We start from the raw sequence: 26,149 nt of genomic DNA on the forward strand, positions 1-26,149 counted from the left end.
CCTCATTCCCACCACAACCAGAAACACATAACCATTTGATTTGTATAGAAAAATACAATCTGGCCGTGTTCTTGCTAAGTAACCGCTCATAAAATCAGGGCTTTCATGCCCAAGCCTTCCACCGCGTCCACCAGACGAGTCTGGCCCCCCTTAGGAGTTTCCATGAGCGAGTTGCGTTTTACTGAAGATCACGAATGGCTGCGCACCGAAGCTGACGGCAGCGTTACTGTCGGCATCACCGCTTTCGCGCAGAACGCTTTGGGCGACGTGGTGTTCGTGCAACTGCCTGAGCTGCAGGCTTACGAAAAAGGCGCCGAAGCCGCCACCGTGGAATCGGTGAAAGCCGCCAGCGGTGTATACATGCCCCTCGATGGCGATGTACTGGAAGTCAACCCGGCGCTGCAAGACGCACCGGAACTGGTCAACGAAGATCCGCTGGGCGAAGGCTGGTTCTTCCGCTTCCAGCCAAGCGACGCCTCGGCTGTAGCAAAACTGCTGGATCAGGACGCCTACGACCGTTTGATCAAAGCCCAAGCCGAAGCCTGAGGAGTAGCGACATGACCCAAGTAAACCTCGGCACTGCCAACGAATTCATCGCCCGTCACATCGGCCCGCGCGCCGCTGACGAGCAAGCCATGCTCAACAGCCTCGGCTTCGACTCGCTCGAAGCCCTCAGCGCCAGCGTCATCCCGGAAAGCATCAAGGGCACCAGCGTGCTCGGCATGGACGACGGCCTGAGCGAAGCCGATGCACTGGCGATGATCAAGTCCATCGCCGGCAAAAACCAACTGTTCAAGACCTACATCGGCCAGGGCTACTACAACTGCCACACGCCGTCGCCAATCCTGCGCAACCTGCTGGAAAACCCGGCCTGGTACACCGCTTACACCCCGTACCAGCCGGAAATTTCCCAGGGTCGTCTCGAAGCGCTTCTGAACTTCCAGACCCTGATCAGCGACCTCACCGGCCTGCCGATCGCCAACGCTTCCTTGCTCGACGAAGCCACCGCCGCTGCCGAAGCCATGACCTTCTGCAAACGCCTGAGCAAGAACAAGGGCAGCCACCAGTTCTTCGCCTCGATCCACAGCCACCCGCAAACCCTCGACGTGCTGCGTACCCGTGCCGAGCCGCTGGGCATCGAAGTGGTGGTCGGCGATGAGCGTGAACTGAGCGACGTCACGCCGTTCTTCGGCGCACTGCTGCAATACCCGGCGAGCAATGGTGACCTGTTCGACTACCGCGAACTGACCGAGCGCTTCCACGCCGCCAACGCACTGGTGGCCGTGGCTGCCGATCTGCTGGCCCTGACTTTGCTGAGCGCTCCGGGCGAGTTCGGCGCCGACGTCGCCATCGGTTCCGCACAACGCTTCGGCGTACCGCTGGGCTTCGGTGGCCCGCACGCCGCTTACTTCTCGACTAAAGATGCGTTCAAGCGCGACATGCCGGGCCGTCTGGTCGGTGTTTCGGTTGACCGTTTCGGCAAGCCGGCCCTGCGTCTGGCGATGCAGACCCGTGAGCAACACATCCGCCGCGAGAAGGCCACCTCGAACATCTGCACCGCGCAGGTGCTGCTGGCCAACATCGCCAGCATGTACGCCGTGTACCACGGCCCGAAAGGCCTGACCCGGATCGCCAACCGCGTGCATCACCTGACCGCGATTCTGGCCAAGGGCCTGAGCGCACTGGGCCGGACCGTCGAGCAGACAAGCTTCTTCGACACCCTGACCGTAGCCACCGGCGCACACACCGCCGCGCTGCACGACAAGGCGCATGCACAGCAGATCAACCTGCGCGTGATCGATGCCGAGCGTCTGGGCCTGTCGGTGGACGAAACCACCACTCAGGCTGACATCGAAACCCTGTGGGACCTGTTCGCCGACGGCAAGGCCCTGCCGGACTTCGCTGCGCTGGCCGCTTCGGTGCAAAGCACCATTCCGGCGGCGCTAGTACGTCAGTCGCCGATCCTCAGCCACCCGGTGTTCAACCGTTATCACTCGGAAACCGAGCTGATGCGCTACCTGCGCAAACTGGCGGACAAGGACCTGGCACTGGATCGCACCATGATCCCGCTGGGCTCGTGCACCATGAAACTCAACGCCGCCAGCGAAATGATCCCGGTGACCTGGGCCGAATTCGGCGCCCTGCACCCGTTCGCCCCGGCCGCACAAAGCGCCGGTTATCAACAACTGACCGATGAACTGGAAGCGATGCTCTGCGCCGCCACCGGTTACGACTCGATTTCGCTGCAACCGAACGCCGGTTCGCAAGGCGAATACGCAGGCCTCTTGGCGATCCGCGCTTACCACCAGAGCCGTGGCGACGAGCGCCGCGACATCTGCCTGATCCCTTCGTCCGCCCACGGCACCAACCCGGCCACCGCCAACATGGCCGGCATGCGCGTGGTGGTGACCGCGTGCGATGCCCGTGGCAACGTCGATATCGAAGACCTGCGCGCCAAGGCCATCGAGCACCGCGAGCACCTCGCCGCGCTGATGATCACCTACCCGTCGACCCACGGCGTGTTCGAAGAAGGCATTCGCGAAATCTGCGGGATCATTCATGACAACGGCGGCCAGGTGTACATCGATGGCGCCAACATGAACGCGATGGTCGGCCTCTGCGCACCAGGCAAGTTCGGCGGCGACGTGTCGCACCTGAACCTGCACAAAACCTTCTGCATTCCGCACGGCGGTGGCGGCCCGGGCGTCGGCCCGATCGGCGTCAAGTCGCACCTGACCCCGTTCCTGCCGGGTCACGGTCAGATGCAACGCAAGGAAGGTGCGGTCTGCGCAGCGCCGTTCGGCAGCGCGAGCATTCTGCCGATCACCTGGATGTACATTCGCATGATGGGTGGCGCCGGTCTGAAGCGTGCTTCGCAACTGGCGATCCTCAATGCCAACTACATTTCCCGTCGCCTCGAAGAGCACTATCCAGTGCTGTACACCGGCAGCAACGGGCTGGTGGCGCACGAATGCATCCTCGACCTGCGTCCGCTGAAAGACAGCAGCGGCATCAGCGTCGATGACGTCGCCAAGCGTCTGATCGACTTCGGCTTCCACGCCCCGACCATGTCGTTCCCGGTCGCCGGCACGCTGATGATCGAGCCGACCGAAAGCGAATCCAAAGAAGAGCTGGACCGCTTCTGCGACGCCATGATCCGCATCCGCGAAGAAATCCGCGCGGTGGAAAACGGCACGCTGGACAAGGACGACAACCCGCTGAAAAACGCCCCGCACACCGCGGCGGAGCTGGTCGGCGAGTGGACCCACCCGTACAGCCGCGAGCAGGCCGTTTATCCGGTAGCGTCGTTGGTCGAAGGCAAATACTGGCCGCCGGTCGGTCGCGTCGACAACGTCTTCGGCGACCGCAACCTGGTCTGCGCCTGCCCGTCGATCGAAAGCTACGCTTAATGAATGAGGGGCGGGTTGACCTGCCCCGATTTTCAGCAACACCACAGATCCAAATGTGGGAGCGGGCTTGCTCGCGAATGCGGTGTGTCAGGCAACATTGATGGCGACTGATAAACCGCATTCGCGAGCAAGCCCGCTCCCACAGGGGATTTGTGTCCAGCCTCGAGCTTGCGCCAATTCCTATAACAAGAAACCGGAGAACCACTCATGTCGTTAAGCGTGTTCGACCTGTTCAAGATTGGCATCGGCCCTTCCAGCTCCCACACCGTCGGCCCGATGCGTGCCGCTGCGCGCTTCGCCGAAGGCCTGCGCCGCGACGACCTGCTGTCGGCAACCAGCACCATCAAAGTCGAGCTGTACGGCTCGCTCGGCGCCACCGGCAAGGGTCACGGCAGCGACAAGGCCGTGCTGCTCGGCCTTGAAGGTGAACACCCGGACACCGTCGACACCGAAACCGTCGCCGCGCGCCTGCAGGAAATTCGCGGCAATGGCCGGCTGAACCTGCTCGGTGAACACAGCATTGCGTTCAACGAGAAAGAACACCTGGCGATGATCCGCAAACCGTTGGCCTATCACCCCAACGGCATGATCTTTCGTGCCTTCGATGCTGCCGGTATTCAGATCCGCAGCCGCGAGTACTACTCGGTCGGTGGCGGCTTTGTGGTCGATGAAGATGCGGCTGGTGCCGACCGCATCGTCGAAGACGCGACACCGCTGACCTTCCCGTTCAAAAGTGCCAAGGACTTGCTCGGCCATTGCGCTACCTACGGTCTGTCCATCAGCCAAGTGATGCTGACCAATGAAAGTGCCTGGCGCCCTGAAGCGGAAACCCGCGCCGGTCTGCTGAAAATCTGGCAAGTGATGCAGGACTGCGTCGCCGCCGGATGCCGCAACGAAGGCATTCTGCCGGGCGGGCTGAAGGTCAAACGCCGGGCGGCGGCATTACATCGGCAACTGTGCAAGAACCCGGAATCGGCACTGCGCGATCCGCTGTCGGTGCTCGACTGGGTCAACCTGTACGCCCTCGCCGTCAACGAAGAAAACGCCAACGGCGGCCGCGTGGTCACCGCGCCGACCAATGGCGCGGCAGGGATTATTCCGGCGGTGCTGCATTACTACATGCGTTTTATCCCGGGTGCGAATGATGACGGCGTGGTGCGCTTTCTGTTGACCGCCGCCGCGATCGGCATTCTGTACAAGGAAAACGCCTCGATCTCCGGCGCCGAAGTCGGCTGTCAGGGCGAGGTCGGCGTGGCCTGCTCGATGGCCGCCGGCGCGCTGTGCGAAGTGCTTGGCGGCAGCGTGCAGCAAGTGGAAAACGCCGCGGAAATCGGCATGGAACACAACCTCGGCCTGACCTGCGACCCGATTGGCGGGCTGGTGCAGGTGCCGTGTATCGAGCGCAACGCCATGGGCTCGGTGAAAGCGATCAACGCGGTGCGCATGGCCATGCGTGGCGACGGGCAACACTTCGTCTCTCTCGACAAGGTCATCCGCACCATGCGCCAGACCGGCGCCGACATGAAAAGCAAATACAAAGAGACCGCCCGTGGTGGTCTGGCAGTCAACATTATCGAATGCTAATTAGCCCCCTTTCCCTGCGGGAGAGGGTTGGTGTGAATCAAGGAGTTCCGCATGTCCACCGAACAACTGTCGAAAACCCCGCTGCACGCTCTGCATATCGAACTCGGCGCCCGCATGGTGCCGTTCGCCGGCTACGACATGCCGGTGCAATACCCGCTGGGCGTGATGAAGGAACACCAGCACACCCGTGAGCAGGCCGGGCTGTTCGATGTGTCGCACATGGGCCAGATCCGCCTGACCGGCGCCAATGCCGCCAAGGCTCTGGAAACCCTGGTGCCGGTGGACATCATCGACCTGCCGGTGGGCATGCAGCGCTACGCGATGTTCACCAACGACAACGGCGGCATCCTCGACGACCTGATGGTCGCCAACCTCGGAAACGACGAGCTGTTCCTGGTGGTCAACGCCGCGTGCAAGGATCAGGATCTGGCGCATCTGCAACAGCACATCGGTGATCAGTGCACCATTACGGAGCTGTTCGAAGCGCGCGCGCTGCTGGCGTTGCAGGGTCCGGCTGCGGTCACCGTGCTGGCGCGTCTTGCCCCAGAAGTGGCGAAGATGACGTTCATGCAGTTCAACCGCGTACAACTGCTGGGCGTGGATTGCTTCGTCAGCCGTTCGGGTTACACCGGTGAAGACGGTTTCGAAATCTCGGTGCCCGCCGCCGCTGCGGAAAAACTCGCCCGCGCCCTTCTGGCCGAACCGGAAGTCCAGGCCATCGGCCTCGGCGCCCGCGACTCGCTGCGCCTGGAAGCCGGCCTGTGCCTGTATGGCCACGACATGAACACCGACACCACGCCGATCGAAGCCAGCCTGTTATGGGCGATCTCCAAGCCACGCCGTGCCGACGGCGCGCGGGCCGGTGGTTTCCCTGGGGCAGAGACAGTTTTCGCTCAGCAGCAGAACGGCGTCGCGCGCAAACGCGTCGGCCTGCTGCCGCAGGAACGTACGCCAGTGCGTGAAGGCGCAGAAATCGTCAACGAAGCCGGCGAAATCATCGGCAGCGTGTGCAGCGGCGGCTTCGGTCCGACCCTGGGCGGCCCGTTGGCGATGGGTTACCTCGACAGCGCTTATGTCACCCTGGATACGCCAGTCTGGGCCATCGTTCGTGGGAAAAAGGTGCAAATGCTTGTAAGCAAAATGCCATTTGTTCCACAAAGCTACTATCGCGGTTGATTGACTGTTTCTATAAGTAACGCGATTGCGTTATGCGTGCACTAATGTGTAACGCAATCGCCACAAAAAAGTGCATTTTCTAACATCTGATTCGATTATGAACTTTGCTTATAACGTTCGAAAACTTTTGAACAAGCTATTCATCCATGCCGCACTAGCAGACTGACTAACTGCCAGCAGGGGCAGGAAAACCGGGGCCTTCGCGGGGCTTGTTTTTTCTCCCGTAGTTGGCGTAGAGTTTGTCCACTGTGTTTGCATGGGTCAGCTTGGAATCGTGACCTGGGCAGTAGCCTACAAGTTAGCTACATCCCGCTCGACGTCTTCTTACTCTCCTGCAACCAGCCCCAGTACTCTTTCATGAGAAAGAGGCTGTCATCAATTTATGCGTCAAAGGAAATAAGAAATGTCCCAACGTCAGAGCGGTACCGTCAAGTGGTTTAACGACGAGAAAGGTTTTGGTTTTATCACTCCAGAAAGCGGTCCGGATCTGTTCGTGCATTTCCGCGCTATTCAGGGCAACGGCTTCAAGAGCCTGAAAGAAGGCCAGAAAGTGACCTTCGTTGCTGTGCAAGGCCAGAAAGGCATGCAGGCTGATGAAGTACAAGCAGAAGCCTAATCTTCTGTAACGAAAAAGCCCCTGATATTGATATCAGGGGCTTTTTTGTGCGCGCCAATCCGTAAAATGGCATTTCATTTTGCGTCCAGAGGCTGCCATGTCGAAAAACCTGCTCACTCCCCAGGGCGACTTTCCTGCTGTTGGCCTCGGCCGGCGTCTGGCGGCGATGTTCTATGACTTCCTGTTGTGCACCGCCCTGCTGATCGTCACCGGGTTCATCTACAAGTTGATCCAGGCAACGATCATCGGTGAAGAACGCCTGCGCGTGCTGACCGATGCCGGGAAAATGGATGGCGATCCGCTGTACTCCACGGTATTGCTGGTGGTGCTGTTCGCATTCTTCGCCAAGTTCTGGACCCACGGCGGACAGACACTGGGCATGCAGGTATGGGGGATTCGCGTGCAGAACGCCGACGGCAGCGCGATCAGCCTGTGGCAGGCGCTGCTGCGCTTCATGGTATCGATCGCTTCATGGCTGTGCGCAGGGCTAGGATTCCTCTGGTCGCTGTACGACAAGCAGAAGCGCACCTGGCACGACATCTATTCCGATACCCGCGTGGTGCGGATTCCGAAGAAGACCAAATAATTTCCAGACACCGAAAACCACTGTAGGAGTGAGCCTGCTCGCGATAGCTGGGTGTCAGTCAATGTTTAAGTCGACTGATACACCGCTATCGCGAGCAGGCTCACTCCTACAGTTTTGTGTCATGCCTTTGAAACTTAGGCGTTACCCGCCAGCTTCATCCGCGCCGCCTGGGTAAAGTCCAGCATGCGCTTCAACGGGCGAATCGCCTGCGGAATCAGCGCCGGATCAACAAAGATCTCGTTCGTCCCTTCCTTAAGGCTCTTGAGCGTGCGCTCAAGGGTGTTCATGGCCATCCACGGGCAATGTGCGCAACTGCGGCACGCCGCGCCGTTACCGGCGGTTGGCGCCTCGATGAAGACCTTGTCCGGGCACAGCTGCTGCATCTTGTAGAAGATGCCACGGTCGGTGGCGACGATCAGGGTCTTGTTCGGCAGGCTTTGCGCAGCAGCGATCAACTGACTGGTGGAACCGACGGCGTCTGCCAGTTCGATCACCGAGGTCGGCGACTCCGGGTGCACCAGAATCGCGGCGTCCGGGTACAGCGCTTTCATGTCTTCGAGCTGCTTGGATTTGAACTCTTCGTGAACGATGCAGGCACCGTCCCACAGCAGCATATCGGCACCGGTCTTGCGCTGGATGTAGGTGCCCAGGTGCTTGTCCGGGCCCCAGATGATGGTCTCGCCGTTGTCCATCAGGCTTTCGACGATCTCCAGCGCGCAGCTCGACGTCACCACCCAGTCAGCGCGGGCTTTGACCGCTGCCGAGGTGTTGGCGTACACCACCACCGTGCGCTCCGGGTGCTGATCGCAGAACGCCGAGAACTCGTCCACCGGGCAACCGAGGTCCAGCGAGCAGGTCGCGTCCAGGGTCGGCATCAGCACGCGTTTTTCCGGGTTGAGGATCTTCGCGGTCTCGCCCATGAACTTCACGCCGGCGACCACCACGGTCTTGGCCGGGTGAGCGTTGCCGAAGCGCGCCATTTCGAGGGAGTCGGACACACAGCCGCCGGTTTCTTCGGCCAATGCCTGAATCACCGGATCGCAATAGAAGTGGGCAACCAGCACCGCGTCCTGAGCCTTGAGCTCGGCGGCAATGGCGGAACGGTAGTAGGCCTCTTCCTCGGCAGTCAGCGGTTTGGGCTGTTTGGCATCGAGGTGGGCTTGAACCAGAAGGCGTTCGGAAATCTGCGTCATGTTCGCAAGACCTGCAGGCGCTTTCGCGCGAAAGTCGAGTATACACCCGGCTCCGGACCACTTGAGGGTACCGCCGGGAAAGTGAGTATTATCAGGCAAGGACAGCATTGAAGATGCGCAAGGCTACAGAATATCCCGTTGATACAAAAGATGATTCTGACCTGCGTCATGCATGGGGAAGCAGCGCCGTCCAAACAGCGCTGCCGTCACGAAAAGCATTGATGAGGGTTGATCGCCAATTTTCGCGCCTCATGGGCTATCGATGATTACTTTACGCCACGGGCTGCTTCCTCCGCGTCTTTTGCTTTGCGCGCATCTTCGGCCTTTTTTCTCGCTGTAGTCCATGTCTCGCTCAACGATTTGGCTTGAGCCAAAGAGGCATTGACCAGCTCGGATCCGGTGCTGATGTCCGCCTTCTCCGCCAACACATTGGCACCGCAGACCGAATGGAAATTCACCGTGCCTTTGTTGGGCAGACCAATGACCTGAACATAATTGGGATCTGCAACCGTGGTGACGAACTCCAGACCATATAGTTCACTAGCTGTATCGGTGAACCTGATTTTTGCGCTCCTGCAGGCAGGGATAAAAATGGCGTGCTGGGATTTGCCTTGGGTCGCGCTCAGGTAATCCTTCAGAGAGATCGTGGCGGGCGGCAAGGGACCGAATGACAGCGTGAACCCGACCTTGCCCGCAGCATCGGAGCTGCCGTTATCAGCCGTGTCTGGCAAATCCCCCTTGGTATAAGCGGTCAAAAAGGGCTCAGTGTCGATAGCCAATGGCAATGCAACCTTTGCCTTGGCGGGTGGCACCGGGCTGCCCTCATCATCCAGATCTATCGTTTGTGTCAAAAGCACAGAGGCGATGCTCGCCAGGGCGCCACCCACGGCCTGAATGGTTTTGATGCGATTGTCCTCGACCTCCGTACCGACTGATTGCAACAGGTTGGTGTTTTCTCGCTTGACCCATTTGAACGATGTCTTGATCAACCAGGGATCGTCTTGGTGAATCTGGAAAAGGTTGCCTTCAGACTCACCAGGAATCGCCTCCAGCACCCATTTTTTATCTTTATCGCGATCGAGCTTGAGTATGGTTTTGGGCAGGTTGAACTTCACCAGACCTTCAAGATCCGGCGGCGTTTTTGCCGTTACTTTTTCATATTGAACTGAAGGAAAATGTGTACCGCATCCACCGAGCGTCAACGCGCCCAGCAGCAGAACCAGCATTGGTTTATTCATCACGGCCTCCGAGTGGGGGCAATGGCGCCATCACAGCGATAGCATCATTGCGCCATCTGACCCTAGCCGCGCCCTCTTCCACCGTCGAACGATTACAACGGGTATCCCGCCCAACGGTCACGCTGCATATCGCACAAAAATTTTTTTGGCACCTGTAAGACCTGACAGGTTTTCATAACGTTTTTCAATAACGTCAATAACCGCAAATCACGGGCGATGAATTCATTGGCCAAGGCTGGAAGTAGAGGCTGATCAGGAGGGGGGTGCAATTTGACTGTGACACCAGCGACAGAAGGCCGGCATTCGAGAAGCATGTCTTGCGTTCTATCAAGAACAAAAGCGCAGCTATATTCACGGACAAAAAAAAACCCGGAAATCCTCACTTTCGTGGGCCTTCCGGATTTTCTAAACCGCCAAATATGGTGGGTCGTGTGGGATTCGAACCTACGACCAATTGGTTAAAAGCCAACTGCTCTACCAACTGAGCTAACGACCCGCTGTGTGGTGGCGCGTATAATACTGATTTTTAAGGACTATTCAACACCTTTTTGAAAAAAATCAAAAATAAGGTGTTGGGTCGTCCACACCAGCGGCCGCAAAGCCTTCTGCACGCAGGCGGCAGCTGTCGCATTTGCCGCACGCGCGGCCTTCATCGTCGGCCTGATAGCAGGAAACGGTCAGGCCGTAATCCACGCCCAGCTTCACGCCCGCCTGGACGATCTGCGCCTTGCTCAGGTTCTGCAGCGGCGCCTGGATGCGGAAACCGGTGCCTTCCACGCCCGCCTTGGTCGCCAGGTTGGCCATGCGCTCGAACGACTCGATGAACTCCGGACGGCAATCCGGGTAACCGGAATAGTCCACCGCGTTGACACCGATAAAGATGTCACGGGCGCCGAGCACTTCCGCCCAGCCCAGTGCCAGCGACAGAAACACGGTGTTGCGTGCCGGCACATAGGTCACCGGGATGCCCTCGCCCAGCTCTTCCGGGATATCGATGCTGGTATCGGTCAACGCCGAACCGCCCATGCCATTCAGGTTCAGGCCGATCACTTTGTGCTCGACCACACCCAGATCGCGGGCGACGCGCGCTGCGGCATGCAGCTCTGCGTGGGAGCGCTGACCGTAATCGAAACTCATGGTGTAGCAGGCGTAACCTTCAGCCCGGGCCATCGCCACGACCGTGGCCGAATCCAGACCGCCCGACAGCAAAATCACTGCACGCTTTTCGTTGGTGTTCAGTTGTTCAGTCATATCAGCGCCCCGGCTCGTCATTCCATAGATATTTATGCAGCTGCAATTGCAACCGCACCGGCAGGTTGTCTGCCACCACCCAGTCCGCCAGATCCCTGGCATTGAGGTCATGATGACTTGGGGAAAACAGCACTTCACCCGCACGTCGATCAAGACCGTACTGGATCAGCTTCGAGACCGCCCAGTCATAGTCGTCCCGCGAGCAGATGACAAACTTCACCTGATCGTTGGGCGTCAACAGTTCGATATTTTCGTAGCGGTTGCGGTGGGCCTCCTTGGAGTCCGGCGTCTTCAAGTCGACTACGCGACTGACGCGCGAATCTACCGCCGAGATATCGAGTGCACCACTGGTTTCCAGTGACACTTCGTAGCCGGCATCACACAACTGCTTGAGTAAAGGGATCGCATTGGGCTGTGCCAGCGGCTCACCGCCGGTGACGCACACATAGCGCGGACGATATCCGGCCACTTGCTCAAGGATGTCGTCGAGGGTGCGGATCGTGCCGCCGCTGAACGCATAGGCGCTGTCGCAGTATTGGCAACGCAATGGGCAACCGGTCAGGCGCACAAAAACCGTGGGCAGCCCGGCAGTCCGCGTTTCCCCCTGCAACGAGTAGAAAACTTCGGTAATTCTCAATGTGTCTTGCATAGTCGCCACGGGCGTAACAGCTAAACAGGCTGTCCGCCTCCGTCAGGCACTTCCGGCAACCCCGCCAACGCGTAGATCACCAGAAGCGTGTTTCAGAAAAAGGGCGTGAATTCTAACGAAAAAACCCGCGACAAGCGCGGGTTTCTTCCAAACGGGTCAAACACACTTACATGCGTTGCAGATCGCGTTGGGCCAACTGAGCAGCGGAGGTCCCCGGGTATTGGGAAACCACCTGTTGCAGAATGCCTTTGACCTTGTCGGTGTGACCGAGGCGGCGCTCTACATCAGCCAGCTTGTACAGCGAATCCGGCACTTTGGCGTGCTTGGGATAGAGCTGCGATACCTTGGCAAAAGCCTGACCTGCACCTTGCAGATCGCCCTTGGCCAGGTTCACTTCGCCCAACCAGTACTGGGCATTGCCAGCGTATTGGCTGTTCGGGTACTTGCGCAGGAATGCCGCAAAAGCCTGGCTGGCCTTGTCGAAATCCTTGGCTTTGATCAGGTCGAAAGCCGCATCGTAATACAGCTTTTCCTTGGCCGGATCACCCGGTTCGCTACTTGCAGCAGGTGCCTGGGCGGCAGCCCCGGCGCCAGCGGCAGCACCGGCAGCCGCACTTGCGTCGCCACCGGCAGAAGAATTCTCAGGAGTCGCGGCAGGTGCAACGCCGGATCCTATGCGCCGATCAAGATCCTGGTATCGCTCCAGGGATTCCTGTTTCATGCGCGCAACCTGATTCTGCAGTTCTTCGATCACGCCTTGCTGGCGCGATATCTGATCCTGCATCTGTTGCAGTTGGTTGAACAGCATGCCCTGTGCCGAGGCAGGGGCCGAAGCCGCTCCCCCGGCATAGGCGCCGTTCGTACCGTAACCCGCAGGCGGATAACTGCTCCCGCTATTGTTATAACCGGAGTTGTCATCGACCACAGGAACCGCAGCCCACACCGCAAGCGGTGCGAGACTGAGAGCCAGGACAGTTACAGCACGACGGCACGTTCGCATATCGAATTACTTACGCAGTTCGACGCGACGGTTTTGAGCCCAGGACTGCTCGTCGTTGCCGGTAGCAACTGGACGCTCTTCGCCGTAGGAAACCAGTTCCAGCTGAGCTGGGGAAACACCTTGCAGTACCAGGTAGCGCTGAACGGCTTTCGCACGACGCTCGCCCAGTGCCATGTTGTACTCACGAGTACCACGTTCGTCGGTGTTGCCTTCCAGAACAACGCGAGCGCCGTTTGCTTTCAGGTCTTTGGCGTGAACGTCCAGAGCGCGCATGGCTTCTGGCTTCAGGTCCGAGCTGTCGTATTCGAAGTAGAAGGTGGTGATTGCGCGCAGAGCAGCTTCTTCGCTCAGGGAACCGTCAACGGCACCAGTGTTTGCGCCGTAACCAGCGTTTGGATCAACAGCGCCTTCACCGGCGTTGTCGCCGCCTTTGGACGAGCAACCTACAGCTACAGCCATGGCCAGAGCCAGCGCAGCAAATTTACCAAACTTCAGCATTTCCATCGTGAAACTCCTAATGAACCCCAGTGTGTTAAGTAAAACGTAAAGCGCCGCGTCAGTTCAGGTAAGGGGACCAGGACGGTTCTCTGACTTCGCCTTGTGCGGTAGGAAGCGGGAGCCTCACGCGTCCATTAATGGACACGAGCATCAAGACTCCCCGGCCCTGCTGGCGGGTGGCGTAGATTACCATGGTGCCGTTGGGCGCAACAGTAGGTGACTCGTCCAGAGTGCTATCAGTGAGGATCTTTACACTACCTCGCTGCAAATCCTGGGCCGCCACCTTGAAATTGGTGAATCCGTCCTGGCGATGGATCATCACCAGCGTCTTTTCATCAGCCGAAAGCTTCGGGTTGGCGTTGTAGTTGCCAATGAAGGTCACACGCTCTGCACCACCGCCGCTGGCGCTGGTTTTGTAGATCTGCGGCTTGCCGCCACGGTCCGAGGTGAAGTAGATGGTCGAGCCATCCTTGCCCCAGTACGGTTCGGTGTTGATGCCAGGACCTGCAGTCACACGAGTGATCTGACGCGAACCCAGGTTCATCACATAGATGTCCGGGTTGCCGTCTTTCGACAGTACGAAAGCCAGGCGATTGCCATCCGGCGACCAGGCTGGCGCGCCATTCAGGCCTTCGAAGTTGGTGATCTGCTCACGGCGACCGGTGTCGATGTTCTGCATGAAGATCCGTGGACGCTTCTGCTCGAACGACACGTAGGCGATGCGCTTGCCATCCGGTGCGAAACGCGGCGACAGGATCGGCTCGCGCGATTGCAGCAGAGTCACGGCACGGGCACCGTCGTAGTCCGAACGCTGCAGGGTGTAGCGAGTGTTCTTCTCGGAGAAACGCTCCGCGGTCACGTACAGCAGACGGGTCGAAAACGCACCTTTGATACCGGTGAGTTTTTCGAACGACTGGTCAGAGATGAAGTGCGCCATGTCACGCAGTTGCTCGGTGGTACCGGAAACACTGCCGTCAGCCACTTTCTGCTCGGTGGCCACGTTGAACAGTGCCCACTGCACCTGCAGACGACCGCCTGCTGGAGCAATGCTGCCGACCATCATGTATTGAGCACCCACCGCCTTCCAGTCACGGAAGATGATTTCGCTCGGCTGGCTTGGCTGGCTGATCATGTTTTGCTTTGGAATCGGCGAGTAGTAGCCCGAGTTCCGCAAATCGTTACCAATGATTTCAGCCATGTCGTCCGGCAGCACGGCACCGCCCTGCATGCCGAACGGTACGACGGCGATCGGGGTGGCCCGATCGCTGCCGCTGGTGACCAGAATGTTCTTTTCATCAGCCATCGCGATCCCTGCCATGCAGCAGATCACGACCAGCATTCCTCGAAGAAGGTTTCTCACAAGGCTAGATCCTCAGGTGTGAATGTCATCTTGAATGAACGATACGGAGCGAAATCGCTCGGCTTCATTCCCTGCATTTCTGTCAAACGTCCAATATTCTTCACTGCCGCGACTGCCGACGCATCGAACGGACCATCGCCACTGGACTTGGCCACGCTGACCGAAGTCACCGTACCGTCCGGCAACATGCCGATTTGCAGCACGACCGTCATGCCTTTGCGTGCTGAAGGAGGACGTGCCCAACCTTCAGCTGCTCGCGCACGAATCAGGTCATCGAAACTGCCCGCGACTTCGTCACCCTGTTCATCGGCCATGGCCTGCTCACGCTGTGGCGTATCGGAAAGCAAATCTGCCAGGGCCTGAGCCTTTTTCTCTTCGGCGGACTTACGTGCCGCTTCCTGCGATTTCTTCTTCGCAGCATCGGCAGCAGCTTTCTTCTTCGCTTCGTCGGCGACTTTCTTCTTCGCCTCTTCAGCTTCAGCTTTTTTCTTGGCGTCTTCGGCGGCTTTCTTCTTCGCGTCTTCGACGATCTTCTTCTTGGCTTCTTCAGCGGCCGCTTTCTTGGCCTCTTCTTCAGCCGCCTTCTTGGCTTCTTCTTCGGCTTTCTTCTTGGCTATATCAGCCAATTGTTTCTCTTCTGCCTTCTTGGCCTCGGCTTTCTTCGCATCGTCGGCTTTCTTGGCTTCATCAGCCTTTTTCGCCTCGTCCGCTTTCTTCGCCTCGTCGGCCTTCTTGGCTTCCTCGGCCTTTTGAGCCGCTTCTTCTTTCTTTTGTTCCGCAGCCTTCACCGCTTCCTGCTCGACCTTTTTCTGTTCCATCTGCTCGACTTCGGTCTGGCGCGCGGCGGATTTCTTCGCCTCACCCGCAATCTTCTGATTGGTCTGGGTGGTTGCCTGACTTTTCGATTTCAGCTGGTAAAGGGTCGCCTGGACAATCGGCTTGGCCGGCGGCAACTCGGGTGTGAAGGCGAAACTGACGAACAGCATGCCAAACACCAGCACGTGCAGGACAATCGCCAGAACACTGGGCCAGAAGTAGCTTTCCGAGGCGGACGGCTCTCGCTGTTGCTGCATCAGGGGGCCTCGGTAATCAAACCAACATTACCGACCCCGGCTTTCTGCAACCCGCCCATGGCACCCATGACGGCACCGTAGTCGACCGACTTGTCGCCACGGATAAAGACCTGGGTACGCTTGCCGCCTTCGGTGCCGGCGCGAATGATCTTGGTCACCGCGTCAGTCATCTGCGGCAGCGTCATTGCCCTGTCCTGCTGCTTTTCTGTATCGACTTCGCTGCCAAGGTTCCAGTAGTAGGTCTTGTCAGCCTTGATCGAAATGGTCAGCACCTGAGTGTTGTTGTCCTGCGGCAAGGCTTCGCTGGAAACCTTGGGCAGATCCACTTTCACGCCCTGATTGAGCATCGGCGCGGTCACCATGAAGATAACCAGCAGCACCAGCATCACGTCGATGTATGGCACCACGTTCATCTCGGCGACCGGCTTGCGCTTGTTTCGGGCTCGAGCGATTAAAGCCATCGGGAAATACCTGCTTATTCTTCGCTGGTGTGCACTTTGCGGTGCAGGATCGCCTGGAACTCATCGGCGAAGGTGTAGTAGCGGCTCAGCAAGGTTTCGCTGCGGGCAGAGAAACGGTTGTAAGCGATAACGGCCGGGATCGCGGCGAACAGGCCGATCGCGGTGGCGATCAGGGCTTCAGCGATACCCGGGGCCACGGTGGCCAACGTCGCCTGCTGGGCGCTGGCCAGACCGCGGAAGGAGTTCATGATGCCCCACACGGTACCGAACAGACCGATGTACGGGCTGACCGAACCAACGGTAGCGAGAAACGGCAGGCTCTGCTCCAGCTTCTCTTCCTCGCGGGAGATGGCAACGCGCATGGCACGGGCCACACCTTCCATCACCGCTTCCGGGTCAACACCTGGCTGCTGACGCAGACGGGAGAATTCCTTGAAACCGGCACGGAAGATCTGCTCTACGCCCGAATCCGGATCCGGGTTGCTGCCGGCCTGACGGTACAGCTTGGACAGATCGATACCCGACCAGAAGCGCTCTTCGAAGCTCTCCAGGGCGCGTCGACCAGCACGCAGCAGATTGCTGCGCTGAAAGATCATGATCCATGAGGTCACCGATGCGGCCACCAGAGTCAACATTACCAACTGCACCACGATGCTGGCATTGCTGACCAGGCTCCACATGGAGGAATGGTCGACGACGTTAGCTTCCACGCTTTATCTCCTGCTTTGAGTGTGTACCCGTGCCGCCCGCGTCGGCAAAGGCCGCACGCAAGGATTCGGGCATGGCCCGGGGTTTCAAACTGTCGGTGCGCACGCAGGCCACCAGAAACTGCCCTTCACAGAGCAGCACATTATCCGTAGCCCGCCTGACCTGCTGTTTGAAGCGCAGGCTGGCACGGTTCAATTCGATTACATCAGCGCTTACCAGCAGTTCGTCGTCCAGTCGCGCCGGCGCGTGGTAACGCGCTTCGCTGGAATGCACGACAAACAACAGGTCCTCCCCGGCCAGTTCCGACTGGGCAAAGCCCAGCGTCCGGAGCCGCTCGGTTCGAGCCCGTTCCATAAACTTGAGGTAATTAACGTAATACACGATGCCGCCCGCATCGGTGTCCTCGTAATAAACGCGACAACGATGTGCGAACGGCTCAAGCCCGTTTTGCGCGCGCATACTCTAGTGCTTACTCCTCGGGTTGCCAATCCGGCCAGGCAACTGTTTTTTCAGTGTTTAAGGCTTTACCGCAAAAGTACCGTCCTGTGACAGTACAAACGCTGAATAAATCGCCAAAAAATGTGTATCAATCGTCCACGGCATCGAGAAACTCGTCTGCCACGGGCATTTCACCCATTCGTGACGGAATGTTTAAACCGAAATGCAGGTACGCATGCCGCGTCACCACCCTGCCCCGTGGCGTGCGCATGATGTAACCCTGTTGAATCAGGTACGGCTCCAGCACGTCTTCGATGGTGTGGCGCTCTTCACTGATCGCCGCCGCCAGACTGTCGATACCCACCGGGCCGCCATCGAACTTCTCGATCATGGTCAGCAGCAGACGCCGATCCTGATGATCGAACCCGTGCTCGTCGACGTCCAGCAGGTTCAACGCCAGATCGGCCACCGACTTGGTGATATGGCCCTTGGCGCGCACTTCGGCAAAATCGCGCACCCGACGCAGCAGGCGGTTGGCGATTCGCGGCGTACCACGGGCACGACGAGCGATTTCGAAAGAACCCTCCGGATCCAGTGGCAGACCGAGAATAGCCGCAGACCGACTGACAATCGTCGCCAGATCCGCCGTGCTGTAGAACTCAAGACGCTGGACGATACCGAAGCGGTCACGCAACGGGTTGGTCAGCATGCCGGCACGGGTCGTGGCGCCAACGAGGGTGAACGGTGGCAGATCAAGCTTGATCGAGCGCGCCGCCGGCCCTTCGCCGATCATGATATCGAGCTGGAAATCTTCCATCGCCGGATACAGCACTTCTTCAACGATGGGCGACAGACGATGGATTTCGTCGATGAACAACACATCGTGCGGCTCAAGATTGGTCAGCAGTGCCGCCAGATCTCCCGGACGCTCAAGCACCGGGCCCGACGTGCTCTTGATCGACACACCCATTTCCTGGGCAATGATGTTGGCCAGCGTCGTTTTACCCAGGCCCGGCGGGCCGAAGATCAGCGTGTGGTCGAGGGATTCACTGCGGCCACGCGCCGCCTGGATGAACAGTTCCATCTGCTCGCGCACGGTCGGCTGGCCAATATAGTCGGCCAGACTGACCGGGCGAATGGCCCGATCCTGGACTTCTTCGCGCTCGCGCGGGCTGTGCGCGGCGGCGATCAGACGATCAGCTTCAATCACTTAAATCATTCCCTTCAGGGCGCGGCGGATCAGGTCTTCACTGCTCAAATTCTTGTCCTTGATGGCGGTAATCGCCTTGCTCGCTTCCTGCGGCTTGTAGCCCAGGGAAATCAGCGCGCTGACCGCATCGTTTTCAGCGGTGTTGACCGGCGCCGGGCCGTCCGGCTGATTCGGCACCAGGGCGAACATGGCCGGCGAGGTTTCCCAGGCCTTGAAGCGATCCTTCAGTTCAACCAGCAGGCGCTCAGCGGTTTTCTTGCCGACCCCCGGGACCTTGGTCAGCGCCGAGGTGTCCTGGGATTGCACGCAGCGAATCAGTTCATCGACTTCCAGGCTCGACATCAAGGCCAAGGCCAGTTTCGGCCCGACACCATTGAGACGGATCAACTCACGAAAAAAGTCTCGCTCACGCTTGCCGGCGAAGCCATAGAGTAACTGCGCGTCTTCGCGTACGACCAAATGGGTGTGCAGCGTCAGCGGTTCACCGACCGACGGCAAGCGATAAAGGGTGGTCATGGGCACTTCCAGCTCATACCCGAGGCCGTTTACATCCAGAATCAGGTGCGGAGGCTGTTTCTCAGCCAGGGTGCCGCGCAAGCGTCCAATCACGTTTCAGATCCTTGAGCGTTGGCCAGCCGTGGGCTGGCGACAGATGGAAGGCGGGAATCGGGCCGACGACCCAGGCGCGAAATCCGCATTCCGCAAAAATGATTGCTGATGCTATCAGAGACGCAGGCGCCCGCCACGACTGCGTGCGGTACCCAGGCCATGCGGCAGCAGACTGGAACGGGTGTGCGCGTGACAAATGGCAATGGCCAGGGCATCCGAGGCATCGATCTGCGGTTTGCTGGTCAGCTTGAGCATGTGCATGACCATCATCTGCACCTGTTCTTTATTGGCGGCGCCGGTGCCGACCACGGCTTGCTTGACCTGGGTGGCGGTGTATTCGGCAATCTCCAGGCTTTCCTCGGCACCAGCCACAATCGCCGCGCCGCGAGCCTGCCCGAGCTTGAGCGCCGAGTCGGCGTTTTTCGCCATGAACACTTTTTCGATGCCCATGGTCACCGGGCCATAGGTCTGAATGATTTCACGCACGCCGCGATAAACGATCTGCAGCCGCTCATGCAGCTCACCGGCGCCGGTACGGATGCAGCCCGAGGCGACATAAATGCAGCCGCCGCGTCCGGTATCGCGAACAATCCCGTAACCGGTGATGCGCGAGCCGGGGTCGATACCCAGAATTAAAGTCATAACGCCTGCGGAGTCGGTAAAAACAGGAAATTCAGAACAGCGAATAACCAATGTGGGAGCGGGCTTGCTCGCGAAAGCGGTATGTCATTCAGCATTGATGCTTGCTGATACTCCGCCTTCGCGAGCAAGCCCGCTCCCACATTGAAGCCTAGTCGCTCTTAACCGAGCTGAGCGGCCACGTCTTCCGGAATGTCCGCGTTGGAGTAGACGTTCTGCACGTCATCCAGATCCTCGAGCATGTCGATCAGCTTGAGCACCTTCTCCGCGCCTTCCAGATCCAGCTCGGCGCTGGTGGTCGGCTGCATGACGATTTCCGCGTCGTCGCCCTTGAAACCCGCTGCTTCCAGCGCGTTACGCACCGCATAGAAGCTGGTGAACGAGGTGAACACGTCGATCGAGCCGTCTTCATGGCTGACCACATCGTCGGCATCGGCTTCCAGCGCCGCCTCGGTCAGGGCGTCTTCGTCAACGCCCGGGGCGAAGCTGATCTGCCCTTTGCGCTCGAACAAATAGGCGACCGAGCCGTCGGTGCCAAGGTTGCCGCCGCACTTGCTGAACGCATGGCGTACGGCCGCTGCGGTACGGTTGCGATTGTCGGTCATGCACTCGACCATCACCGCCACGCCGCCCGGGCCGTACCCCTCATAGGTCAGCTCTTCAACGTTGTCCGCTTCGGTCGCACCGGCACCACGGGCCACGGCGCGATCGATGATGTCGCGGCTCATGTTCGCGCCGAGGGCCTTGTCCAGGGCCAGACGCAGACGCGGGTTGGAACCGGGATCACCGCCGCCCTGACGGGCCGCAACGGTCAGCTCGCGGATCCACTTGGTGAAGATCTTGCCTCTCTTGGCATCCTGACGTTCTTTGCGGTGCTTGATGTTCGCCCACTTGGAATGACCTGCCATAACTCGCTCCGAATTCTCTTTGAAACGTTGCCCGCCCCGCTCACGCAGTGGCCAGCAAACAAAAAAATCTCGACCTGCTCTCTATAGAAAGAAAAAAGGCGCATCCGAAGATGCGCCTTCAGGCCCGTCTTACTCAGCCTTTGGCGTTTCGCGCAAACGAATGTGCAGCTCGCGCAGTGCCTTGGCATCCACCACACCCGGCGCTTGCGTCATGACGTCCGCAGCACTCTGGGTTTTCGGGAAAGCGATCACTTCACGGATCGACTGGGCGCCGGTCATCAGCATCACCAGACGATCCAGACCGAAGGCCAGACCACCGTGCGGCGGTGCACCGTACTTCAGTGCGTCGAGCAGGAAGCCGAACTTCTCTTCCTGTTCCGCTTCATTGATACCCAGCAGGCGGAACACCGCTTGCTGCATTTCCTTGCGGTGGATACGGATCGAACCGCCACCCAGCTCGGTGCCGTTCAGCACCATGTCGTAGGCGCGGGACAAAGCGCCGGCCGGATTGGCTTCCAGCTCTTCAGGGGAGCACTTCGGTGCGGTGAACGGGTGGTGCAGCGCCGAGAAGCTGCCGTCGTCGTTTTCTTCGAACATCGGGAAGTCGACGACCCACATTGGCGCCCACTTGCAGGTCAGCAGGTCGAGGTCGTGGCCGAGCTTGATACGCAGCGCGCCCAGGGCTTCGCTGACGATCTTGGCCTTGTCGGCGCCGAAGAACACGATGTCGCCGTCAACCGCGCCGACGCGATCGAGGATCACGTTCAGGTTGGCTTCAGGGATGTTTTTCACGATCGGCGATTGCAGACCTTCAACACCGGCAGCGCGCTCGTTGACCTTGATGTACGCCAGGCCCTTGGCACCGTAGATGCCGACGAACTTGGTGTAGTCGTCGATCTGCTTGCGCGGCATGCTCGCCCCGCCTGGAACGCGCAGTGCAGCGATACGGCACTTCGGATCGTTGGCCGGGCCGCTGAACACCTTGAATTCGACTTCTTTGAGTTGATCGGCAACGTCGACCAGTTCCAGCGGGTTACGCAGGTCCGGCTTGTCGGAACCGTAACGACGCATGGCTTCTTCAAAGGTCATGTGCGGGAATTCACCGAATTCCAGATCCAGCACTTCCTTGAACAGGTTGCGGATCATGCCTTCGGTCAGGCCCATGATGTCTTTTTCGTCGAGGAAGCTGGTCTCGATGTCGATCTGAGTGAACTCAGGCTGACGGTCGGCACGCAGGTCTTCGTCGCGGAAGCATTTGGCGATCTGGTAGTAACGGTCGAAACCGGCAACCATCAGCAGTTGCTTGAACAACTGAGGCGATTGCGGCAGCGCGAAGAACGACCCGGCGTGAGTACGGCTCGGCACCAGGTAGTCGCGGGCGCCTTCCGGGGTAGCGCGGGTCAGAATCGGCGTTTCCACGTCGAGGAAGCCGTTCTCGTCGAGGAAACGACGGATGCTGGTGGTCATGCGCGAACGCAGACGCAGCTTCTCGGCCATTTCCGGACGACGCAGGTCCAGGAAGCGATAGCGCAGGCGGGTTTCTTCGCCGACGTCGGAGTATTCGTTGAGCGGGAACGGCGGGGTTTCCGACTCGTTCAGCACTTCCAGCTCGTAGCCCAGCACTTCGATCATGCCCGACGCCATGTTGGCGTTGGTCGCACCGGCCGGACGCAGACGCACCTTGCCGGTGATCTTCACCACGTATTCGCTGCGCACGCGATCGGCGGCGGCGAAGCTCTCGGCGCGATCCGGATCGAACACCACCTGCGCCAGACCATCACGATCACGGATATCGAGGAAAATCACCCCGCCGTGGTCGCGACGACGGTGAACCCATCCGCAAAGGGTAATTTCCTGGCCTTCCAGGCTTTCGTTCAGTTGGCCGCAATAATGGCTGCGCATCATGGTAGTGGTTTCGCTTCTCGTAATTCGAAATTCGGTGGAGATCCCGTCGCACTCAAGCACTGCGAAATCTCACGCGTGTCGTTCGACATGGGTGTGAACCCTAGTCAGATTTGTCGCCACCGGCCAGATTCTTCTTGGCTCCGGTCTTGAAATCGGTTTCGTACCAACCGCTGCCGCTGAGGCGAAAACCCGGCATGGACAGCTGTTTCTTGAGCTCTGGCGCCTGACAGGCAGGGCAGTCGACCAGCGGTGCCTCGCTGATCTTTTGAATGGCTTCCAACTGATGACCACAGGAAGCACATTGATAATCGTACATCGGCATGGGGGTGTCTCGGCGATCAGATTGCCACCGCGCGCAGGGCTTTGCGGCGAAAGAGCGGGATTATATCCATTAAATGCGGGCTGTGCAGCCGTAAGACTGCACAGCCCGCCACGTCATTTCAAGTATTGCCCGTTCAGGGCATGACGGCCGCCGGGGTACCGCGCAGGCCATTCATCACGCACACCACCCGCACCAGACCACTGAAGTTTTTCACCCCGCCGTGGCGCAGGTGCACTTCGCGGTCCACATGTGACAGCAGCGTGCTGACCGAACAGCCGTTGTGCCCGGCCATGTCACCAAGAATGTTCCAGTAAACCTGCTCGAGCCTCAAGCAAGTGGCAAAGCCGTTCAAACGCACTGACCTTGCCAGCGGCCGGATCAGCTCAAAATCGAAATCGCTGACGAACGGATCGACCTTCATTTCCCGTTGCGAACCGAGACGCTCGCATCGCCTGTCTCCCTCTACCATATCGCTGACACTCCTTTGTCATCGCTGCTTTTATAAAGACAACATCCTGTGCCTTCATAAAAACGCAGACGCAAAGTCAGCGCCAGATGACTAGTTGCCCAGCAACGTAGGATAAGCCGACATGTTCAGTAAGATTTGCAACAGCACGCGGACATCCACACCTGCGGAAGTCCGCGCACCGCATTATCAGGCCTCGAGCAACGCGCGCAGCATCCACGCAGTCTTCTCATGCACTTGCATACGCTGGGTCAACAAGTCGGCCGTCGGCTCGTCACTGACCTTGTCCAACAGCGGGAAGATGCCGCGAGCGGTGCGAGTGACCGCTTCCTGGCCGTCGACCAACTGCTTGATCATGTCCTCGGCACTTGGCACCCCGACTTCTTCTTTAATAGAGGAGAGACGCGCGTAAGTCGCGTAGGCACCCGGCGCAGGAAAACCCAGAGCGCGGATACGCTCGGCGATCAGATCCACCGCCAGCGCCAGCTCGTTGTATTGCTCTTCGAACATCAGATGCAGGGTCCTGAACATGGGACCGGTGACGTTCCAGTGGAAGTTATGGGTTTTCAGATACAGCACGTAGGTGTCCGACAGCAGCCGCGACAGCCCCTCGACGATGGACTTGCGGTCTTCTTCACTGATACCGATATCGATTGCCATGTTTACCCCCTAAGGCGATTGAATTCATCCAACAGGTGCAGACCCACTCTAGCAAGACAGCCGCCACCTCGCAGCCGTCAATCTTCACTCGCCATGCGACAAATCGACCGGGCACGTGCCGCTGGCCGGGGTGATTTGAGTAGCTGCAGGCTTTGCTGTTAAATAGGCAGTGTGTCGCTACGCCCCATTTTTCGGGGTTTCGCGCATAGGCTGATGCCGGGCACGTGTCCAACGCCTCTTTATTGTTTCCGAAGCGAACCGTGCGCCTTCAGCTCTTCCTTGTGAGCCGTCATAACGTGAGCCAATCAAAATGTTGAAAATCGTCCACCTGCTAATGGGCGCAGCGGCTTTGCTGCTGTCGTTCATACCTAGCTTGAAATCCGAAGCCGTTCCTTACCTGCAACAACCCGATGCACTTTACCTGGCCTTTTTCGGCCTGCTGAACCTGGTCATCGCTCCAGTGATTCCTTACTGGAACAAAGGCCCGCGCCAGCATCTGCAAAATCTGGTCAGCGCTCTTCTCGTGCTGACTGTCGTCCTGCAAACCCTGACCCTGATCGCACCGATGCCTGTCATCGCCGGTCAACCGGCTGTGCTGTTCAGCCTGGTGATTGCCCTGGTTGCCGTGGTCCTGCATCTGGCCATCAGCTTCTACAAGTCTTCACCGGCCGCCGCACCGACTACCTATGACATGAGCAACCGCGATACCGGTACCGTCAAGTGGTTCAACACGTCCAAAGGCTTCGGCTTCATCTCCCGGGATTCCGGCGATGATATTTTCGTGCACTTTCGTGCAATCCGTGGCGAAGGCCACCGCGTACTGGTCGAAGGCCAGCGCGTGGAGTTCTCGGTGATGAACCGGGACAAAGGCCTGCAAGCCGAGGACGTGATCGCCGCCCTGCCGCGTCGCTGATCCAAGGCAATAAAAAACCGCGAGCAGCCAGGCTGCTCGCGGTTTTTTTACGCCTGCATAAACGTGTTGGCATCAGTAATGCGGTGGTGGCGCCTCTTCCTCGAACGAATCGAACTGCCCGACCATCTCTTCCTGACGCTTGAGCAACGCCGCCATTTGCAGTTGCAGGCGCTCGATCACCCGCTGCTGCGCCACCAGCTCGTCGTTCAGCGCCTGAATGGTGTCATCCTGAAAAGCCAGGCGGCTTTCCAGATCGGTAACGCGTTCTTCAAGGTTCATGGTTCAACCCTCCAGAAACGTGAAGTGTTCGGTCAGCACCACACGCAGCCGCTCACGAATGGCCGCTACCTGCTCGGCGCTGTAGGGTTTGGCCGGGTGTTTGCCCCAGACCGGCGCCGGCCATGCCGCGTCGTCACGCTTGCGCACGATCACATGCATATGCAACTGGCTGACAACGTTGCCCAGCGTCGCGACGTTCATTTTGTCAGCGTCGAACAGATCCTTGAGCAACTCGGCCAACGCCGTGGTTTCCTGCCACAACTGCTGCTGGTCGGCGACATCCAATTGAAACAACTCGCTGATATCGTCGCGGCGCGGTACCAGGATGAACCACGGGTAATTGGCATCGTTGGACAGCAGCAGCCGGCAGAACGGGAAGTCACCGATGGGCAGGGTGTCCTGTTGAAGTCTTGAATCTAAAGCAAACACTGCGTGCACTCCCGGCTGATCTACACAATTCAGCTTAGCGCCCATCCCCGACGGGTAACGCACCAAGCGACAGGCAGGCAGCATACCTGCGAATGCGTCGGGCTTCACGATGCAGTGCAGGGTCAGGCCTCCACGGCCCTGACAAGAGACATTTAAAACGATTGCGCACCATTGCGGTGCCAGGGCCGGCTTCGAACACGAGCAAATACCCGAACAGCCTGAATCACCTGACAGCAGAAGCACCGCAGCTGTATGAATCCGGTACAGCCTGTAAATTTTTTGCACCAAAACCGCACAGTGCGTCTACGCTCAGTGCGTCGGGCATCCGCCAAATACTCACTGACGGGGTGAACCGGTAACGTTTTTGGCTGTCACGCCCCTGCGCGAACGTGACAACACGATGCAAAGGTGTGCGTCAAGCCCCTGATACAAAAGGGCTTGAACCCCTGCTTTTATGCGGTTTTTACGGCTACAGACAGGTGTTCAGAAAAATAAACGTAGCAACCCTGCACTTTGTGCACGCTTGTTGCATTGAGACACACATGGTCTATAAGCGCACCACCGGAAG

The 26,149-nt window shown here is 58.9% G+C and carries 28 protein-coding genes and 1 tRNA gene; 7 read left to right on the plus strand and 22 right to left on the minus strand.

Translation table 11 applies throughout. The features are described 5' to 3' along the window. Nucleotides 1-162: 162 nt before the first annotated feature. From gcvH to ACS4NR_RS15130, 6 genes are all read left to right on the plus strand, one after another. Nucleotides 163-546, plus strand: coding sequence for a glycine cleavage system protein GcvH (gcvH, locus tag ACS4NR_RS15105; RefSeq protein ID WP_095137041.1), 384 nt, complete (start codon nucleotides 163-165; stop codon nucleotides 544-546). Between the two features lie 11 nt (nucleotides 547-557). Beyond that, nucleotides 558-3,410 (plus strand): aminomethyl-transferring glycine dehydrogenase, encoded by a 2,853-nt coding sequence (gcvP, locus tag ACS4NR_RS15110; RefSeq protein ID WP_456017786.1) that lies wholly within the window; start codon nucleotides 558-560, stop codon nucleotides 3,408-3,410. A 207-nt stretch (nucleotides 3,411-3,617) separates the two neighbouring features. Continuing rightward, nucleotides 3,618-4,994: an L-serine ammonia-lyase gene (locus ACS4NR_RS15115; protein ID WP_456017787.1), complete on the plus strand. Its 1,377-nt coding sequence runs from the start codon at nucleotides 3,618-3,620 to the stop codon at nucleotides 4,992-4,994. A 51-nt stretch (nucleotides 4,995-5,045) separates the two neighbouring features. Further along, entirely contained in the window at nucleotides 5,046-6,170 is a 1,125-nt protein-coding gene (gene gcvT, locus ACS4NR_RS15120) for a glycine cleavage system aminomethyltransferase GcvT (protein WP_456017788.1), read from the plus strand. 403 nt (nucleotides 6,171-6,573) lie between these two features. Then, nucleotides 6,574-6,786 carry a cold-shock protein gene (locus tag ACS4NR_RS15125; protein ID WP_003175786.1) on the plus strand — a complete coding sequence of 71 codons (213 nt, stop codon included), beginning with the start codon at nucleotides 6,574-6,576 and terminating at the stop codon, nucleotides 6,784-6,786. A 97-nt stretch (nucleotides 6,787-6,883) separates the two neighbouring features. Then, a complete protein-coding gene (locus ACS4NR_RS15130; protein WP_456017789.1) occupies nucleotides 6,884-7,372 on the plus strand; it encodes an RDD family protein in 489 nt (162 codons plus the stop codon). A gap of 134 nt (nucleotides 7,373-7,506) precedes the next feature. Here the strand turns inward: ACS4NR_RS15130 and nadA are convergent, their stop codons facing one another. The 20 genes from nadA to ACS4NR_RS15230 all read right to left on the minus strand — a co-directional run bounded on the left by nadA (nucleotide 7,507) and on the right by ACS4NR_RS15230 (nucleotide 23,960). Next, nucleotides 7,507-8,565, minus strand: coding sequence for a quinolinate synthase NadA (nadA, locus tag ACS4NR_RS15135; RefSeq protein WP_003227499.1), 1,059 nt, complete (start codon nucleotides 8,563-8,565; stop codon nucleotides 7,507-7,509). A gap of 266 nt (nucleotides 8,566-8,831) precedes the next feature. Next, on the minus strand, nucleotides 8,832-9,803 hold the full coding sequence (locus ACS4NR_RS15140) for a hypothetical protein (RefSeq protein ID WP_166496459.1): 972 nt from the start codon (nucleotides 9,801-9,803) through the stop codon (nucleotides 8,832-8,834). A 420-nt stretch (nucleotides 9,804-10,223) separates the two neighbouring features. Continuing rightward, nucleotides 10,224-10,299: transfer RNA gene (locus ACS4NR_RS15145), tRNA-Lys, on the minus strand. Between the two features lie 62 nt (nucleotides 10,300-10,361). Continuing rightward, nucleotides 10,362-11,054, minus strand: a complete 693-nt coding sequence (queC, locus tag ACS4NR_RS15150) for a 7-cyano-7-deazaguanine synthase QueC (RefSeq protein WP_095137036.1) — start codon at nucleotides 11,052-11,054, stop codon at nucleotides 10,362-10,364. A 1-nt stretch (nucleotide 11,055) separates the two neighbouring features. Beyond that, the gene (queE, locus tag ACS4NR_RS15155; RefSeq protein ID WP_003227504.1) at nucleotides 11,056-11,703 is read right to left on the minus strand and encodes a 7-carboxy-7-deazaguanine synthase QueE; all 648 of its coding nucleotides are present in this window, start codon (nucleotides 11,701-11,703) and stop codon (nucleotides 11,056-11,058) included. Between the two features lie 166 nt (nucleotides 11,704-11,869). Further along, complete coding sequence (ybgF, locus tag ACS4NR_RS15160) at nucleotides 11,870-12,703, minus strand: tol-pal system protein YbgF (protein ID WP_456017790.1); 834 nt, start codon at nucleotides 12,701-12,703, stop codon at nucleotides 11,870-11,872. 6 nt (nucleotides 12,704-12,709) lie between these two features. Further along, on the minus strand, nucleotides 12,710-13,207 hold the full coding sequence (gene pal / locus ACS4NR_RS15165; RefSeq protein ID WP_003178634.1) for a peptidoglycan-associated lipoprotein Pal: 498 nt from the start codon (nucleotides 13,205-13,207) through the stop codon (nucleotides 12,710-12,712). A 52-nt stretch (nucleotides 13,208-13,259) separates the two neighbouring features. Then, nucleotides 13,260-14,540 carry a Tol-Pal system beta propeller repeat protein TolB gene (gene tolB / locus ACS4NR_RS15170; RefSeq protein WP_164747834.1) on the minus strand — a complete coding sequence of 427 codons (1,281 nt, stop codon included), beginning with the start codon at nucleotides 14,538-14,540 and terminating at the stop codon, nucleotides 13,260-13,262. Nucleotides 14,541-14,557: 17 nt separating this feature from the next. Next, nucleotides 14,558-15,634: a cell envelope integrity protein TolA gene (gene tolA, locus ACS4NR_RS15175; RefSeq protein WP_443534194.1), complete on the minus strand. Its 1,077-nt coding sequence runs from the start codon at nucleotides 15,632-15,634 to the stop codon at nucleotides 14,558-14,560. Next, nucleotides 15,634-16,086, minus strand: coding sequence for a protein TolR (tolR, locus tag ACS4NR_RS15180; RefSeq protein WP_161794900.1), 453 nt, complete (start codon nucleotides 16,084-16,086; stop codon nucleotides 15,634-15,636). The genes tolA and tolR overlap by 1 nt, the downstream gene beginning before the upstream one ends. Nucleotides 16,087-16,109: 23 nt before the next feature. Then, the gene (tolQ, locus tag ACS4NR_RS15185; RefSeq protein WP_007912733.1) at nucleotides 16,110-16,805 is read right to left on the minus strand and encodes a protein TolQ; all 696 of its coding nucleotides are present in this window, start codon (nucleotides 16,803-16,805) and stop codon (nucleotides 16,110-16,112) included. Next, entirely contained in the window at nucleotides 16,795-17,262 is a 468-nt protein-coding gene (ybgC, locus tag ACS4NR_RS15190; protein WP_027612533.1) for a tol-pal system-associated acyl-CoA thioesterase, read from the minus strand. The genes tolQ and ybgC overlap by 11 nt, the downstream gene beginning before the upstream one ends. A 127-nt stretch (nucleotides 17,263-17,389) precedes the next feature. Continuing rightward, nucleotides 17,390-18,451: a Holliday junction branch migration DNA helicase RuvB gene (ruvB, locus tag ACS4NR_RS15195; RefSeq protein WP_007962024.1), complete on the minus strand. Its 1,062-nt coding sequence runs from the start codon at nucleotides 18,449-18,451 to the stop codon at nucleotides 17,390-17,392. Then, nucleotides 18,452-19,060, minus strand: a complete 609-nt coding sequence (ruvA, locus tag ACS4NR_RS15200; protein ID WP_003227522.1) for a Holliday junction branch migration protein RuvA — start codon at nucleotides 19,058-19,060, stop codon at nucleotides 18,452-18,454. 114 nt (nucleotides 19,061-19,174) lie between these two features. Next, a complete protein-coding gene (gene ruvC / locus ACS4NR_RS15205; RefSeq protein ID WP_007951206.1) occupies nucleotides 19,175-19,702 on the minus strand; it encodes a crossover junction endodeoxyribonuclease RuvC in 528 nt (175 codons plus the stop codon). 158 nt (nucleotides 19,703-19,860) lie between these two features. Beyond that, nucleotides 19,861-20,607, minus strand: a complete 747-nt coding sequence (locus ACS4NR_RS15210) for a YebC/PmpR family DNA-binding transcriptional regulator (protein WP_003227527.1) — start codon at nucleotides 20,605-20,607, stop codon at nucleotides 19,861-19,863. Between the two features lie 129 nt (nucleotides 20,608-20,736). Then, the gene (gene aspS, locus ACS4NR_RS15215; protein ID WP_003227530.1) at nucleotides 20,737-22,512 is read right to left on the minus strand and encodes an aspartate--tRNA ligase; all 1,776 of its coding nucleotides are present in this window, start codon (nucleotides 22,510-22,512) and stop codon (nucleotides 20,737-20,739) included. Between the two features lie 100 nt (nucleotides 22,513-22,612). Beyond that, nucleotides 22,613-22,834 (minus strand): FmdB family zinc ribbon protein, encoded by a 222-nt coding sequence (locus ACS4NR_RS15220; RefSeq protein WP_003227532.1) that lies wholly within the window; start codon nucleotides 22,832-22,834, stop codon nucleotides 22,613-22,615. A 133-nt stretch (nucleotides 22,835-22,967) separates the two neighbouring features. Further along, nucleotides 22,968-23,303, minus strand: a complete 336-nt coding sequence (locus tag ACS4NR_RS15225; protein WP_456017791.1) for a ribbon-helix-helix domain-containing protein — start codon at nucleotides 23,301-23,303, stop codon at nucleotides 22,968-22,970. Nucleotides 23,304-23,489: 186 nt separating this feature from the next. Next, nucleotides 23,490-23,960 (minus strand): Dps family protein, encoded by a 471-nt coding sequence (locus ACS4NR_RS15230; RefSeq protein ID WP_007912745.1) that lies wholly within the window; start codon nucleotides 23,958-23,960, stop codon nucleotides 23,490-23,492. Nucleotides 23,961-24,270: 310 nt separating this feature from the next. Here ACS4NR_RS15230 and ACS4NR_RS15235 point away from each other — a divergent pair, with 310 nt between their 5' ends. After that, complete coding sequence (locus ACS4NR_RS15235; protein ID WP_027612531.1) at nucleotides 24,271-24,873, plus strand: cold-shock protein; 603 nt, start codon at nucleotides 24,271-24,273, stop codon at nucleotides 24,871-24,873. Nucleotides 24,874-24,945: 72 nt separating this feature from the next. Here the strand turns inward: ACS4NR_RS15235 and ACS4NR_RS15240 are convergent, their stop codons facing one another. Together ACS4NR_RS15240 and ACS4NR_RS15245 are read right to left on the minus strand one after the other, a co-directional pair. Next, on the minus strand, nucleotides 24,946-25,152 hold the full coding sequence (locus tag ACS4NR_RS15240) for a SlyX family protein (protein ID WP_007962092.1): 207 nt from the start codon (nucleotides 25,150-25,152) through the stop codon (nucleotides 24,946-24,948). A 3-nt stretch (nucleotides 25,153-25,155) separates the two neighbouring features. Next, nucleotides 25,156-25,581, minus strand: a complete 426-nt coding sequence (locus tag ACS4NR_RS15245) for an HIT domain-containing protein (protein ID WP_456017792.1) — start codon at nucleotides 25,579-25,581, stop codon at nucleotides 25,156-25,158. Nucleotides 25,582-26,149 lie beyond the last annotated feature (568 nt).

The sequence above is a fragment of the Pseudomonas sp. JQ36 genome (assembly GCF_053851495.1).

Bases quoted from the DNA above. Each gene is read 5' to 3' on its own strand.
- pal (WP_003178634.1), bottom strand. From the start codon at position 13,207: ATGGAAATGCTGAAGTTTGGTAAATTTGCTGCGCTGGCTCTGGCCATG.
- gcvH (WP_095137041.1), top strand. From the start codon at position 163: ATGAGCGAGTTGCGTTTTACTGAAGATCACGAATGGCTGCGCACCGAA.
- aspS (WP_003227530.1), bottom strand. From the start codon at position 22,512: ATGATGCGCAGCCATTATTGCGGCCAACTGAACGAAAGCCTGGAAGGC.
- ruvC (WP_007951206.1), bottom strand. From the start codon at position 19,702: ATGACTTTAATTCTGGGTATCGACCCCGGCTCGCGCATCACCGGTTAC.
- ACS4NR_RS15220 (WP_003227532.1), bottom strand. From the start codon at position 22,834: ATGCCGATGTACGATTATCAATGTGCTTCCTGTGGTCATCAGTTGGAA.
- queE (WP_003227504.1), bottom strand. From the start codon at position 11,703: ATGCAAGACACATTGAGAATTACCGAAGTTTTCTACTCGTTGCAGGGG.
- ACS4NR_RS15240 (WP_007962092.1), bottom strand. From the start codon at position 25,152: ATGAACCTTGAAGAACGCGTTACCGATCTGGAAAGCCGCCTGGCTTTT.
- tolA (WP_443534194.1), bottom strand. From the start codon at position 15,634: ATGCAGCAACAGCGAGAGCCGTCCGCCTCGGAAAGCTACTTCTGGCCC.
- ACS4NR_RS15115 (WP_456017787.1), top strand. From the start codon at position 3,618: ATGTCGTTAAGCGTGTTCGACCTGTTCAAGATTGGCATCGGCCCTTCC.
- ybgC (WP_027612533.1), bottom strand. From the start codon at position 17,262: ATGCGCGCGCAAAACGGGCTTGAGCCGTTCGCACATCGTTGTCGCGTT.
- gcvP (WP_456017786.1), top strand. From the start codon at position 558: ATGACCCAAGTAAACCTCGGCACTGCCAACGAATTCATCGCCCGTCAC.
- ACS4NR_RS15235 (WP_027612531.1), top strand. From the start codon at position 24,271: ATGTTGAAAATCGTCCACCTGCTAATGGGCGCAGCGGCTTTGCTGCTG.
- ACS4NR_RS15140 (WP_166496459.1), bottom strand. From the start codon at position 9,803: ATGAATAAACCAATGCTGGTTCTGCTGCTGGGCGCGTTGACGCTCGGT.
- ACS4NR_RS15130 (WP_456017789.1), top strand. From the start codon at position 6,884: ATGTCGAAAAACCTGCTCACTCCCCAGGGCGACTTTCCTGCTGTTGGC.
- ACS4NR_RS15125 (WP_003175786.1), top strand. From the start codon at position 6,574: ATGTCCCAACGTCAGAGCGGTACCGTCAAGTGGTTTAACGACGAGAAA.
- tolB (WP_164747834.1), bottom strand. From the start codon at position 14,540: ATGCTGGTCGTGATCTGCTGCATGGCAGGGATCGCGATGGCTGATGAA.
- nadA (WP_003227499.1), bottom strand. From the start codon at position 8,565: ATGACGCAGATTTCCGAACGCCTTCTGGTTCAAGCCCACCTCGATGCC.
- queC (WP_095137036.1), bottom strand. From the start codon at position 11,054: ATGACTGAACAACTGAACACCAACGAAAAGCGTGCAGTGATTTTGCTG.
- gcvT (WP_456017788.1), top strand. From the start codon at position 5,046: ATGTCCACCGAACAACTGTCGAAAACCCCGCTGCACGCTCTGCATATC.
- ybgF (WP_456017790.1), bottom strand. From the start codon at position 12,703: ATGCGAACGTGCCGTCGTGCTGTAACTGTCCTGGCTCTCAGTCTCGCA.
- ACS4NR_RS15230 (WP_007912745.1), bottom strand. From the start codon at position 23,960: ATGGCAATCGATATCGGTATCAGTGAAGAAGACCGCAAGTCCATCGTC.
- ACS4NR_RS15225 (WP_456017791.1), bottom strand. From the start codon at position 23,303: ATGGTAGAGGGAGACAGGCGATGCGAGCGTCTCGGTTCGCAACGGGAA.
- ACS4NR_RS15210 (WP_003227527.1), bottom strand. From the start codon at position 20,607: ATGGCAGGTCATTCCAAGTGGGCGAACATCAAGCACCGCAAAGAACGT.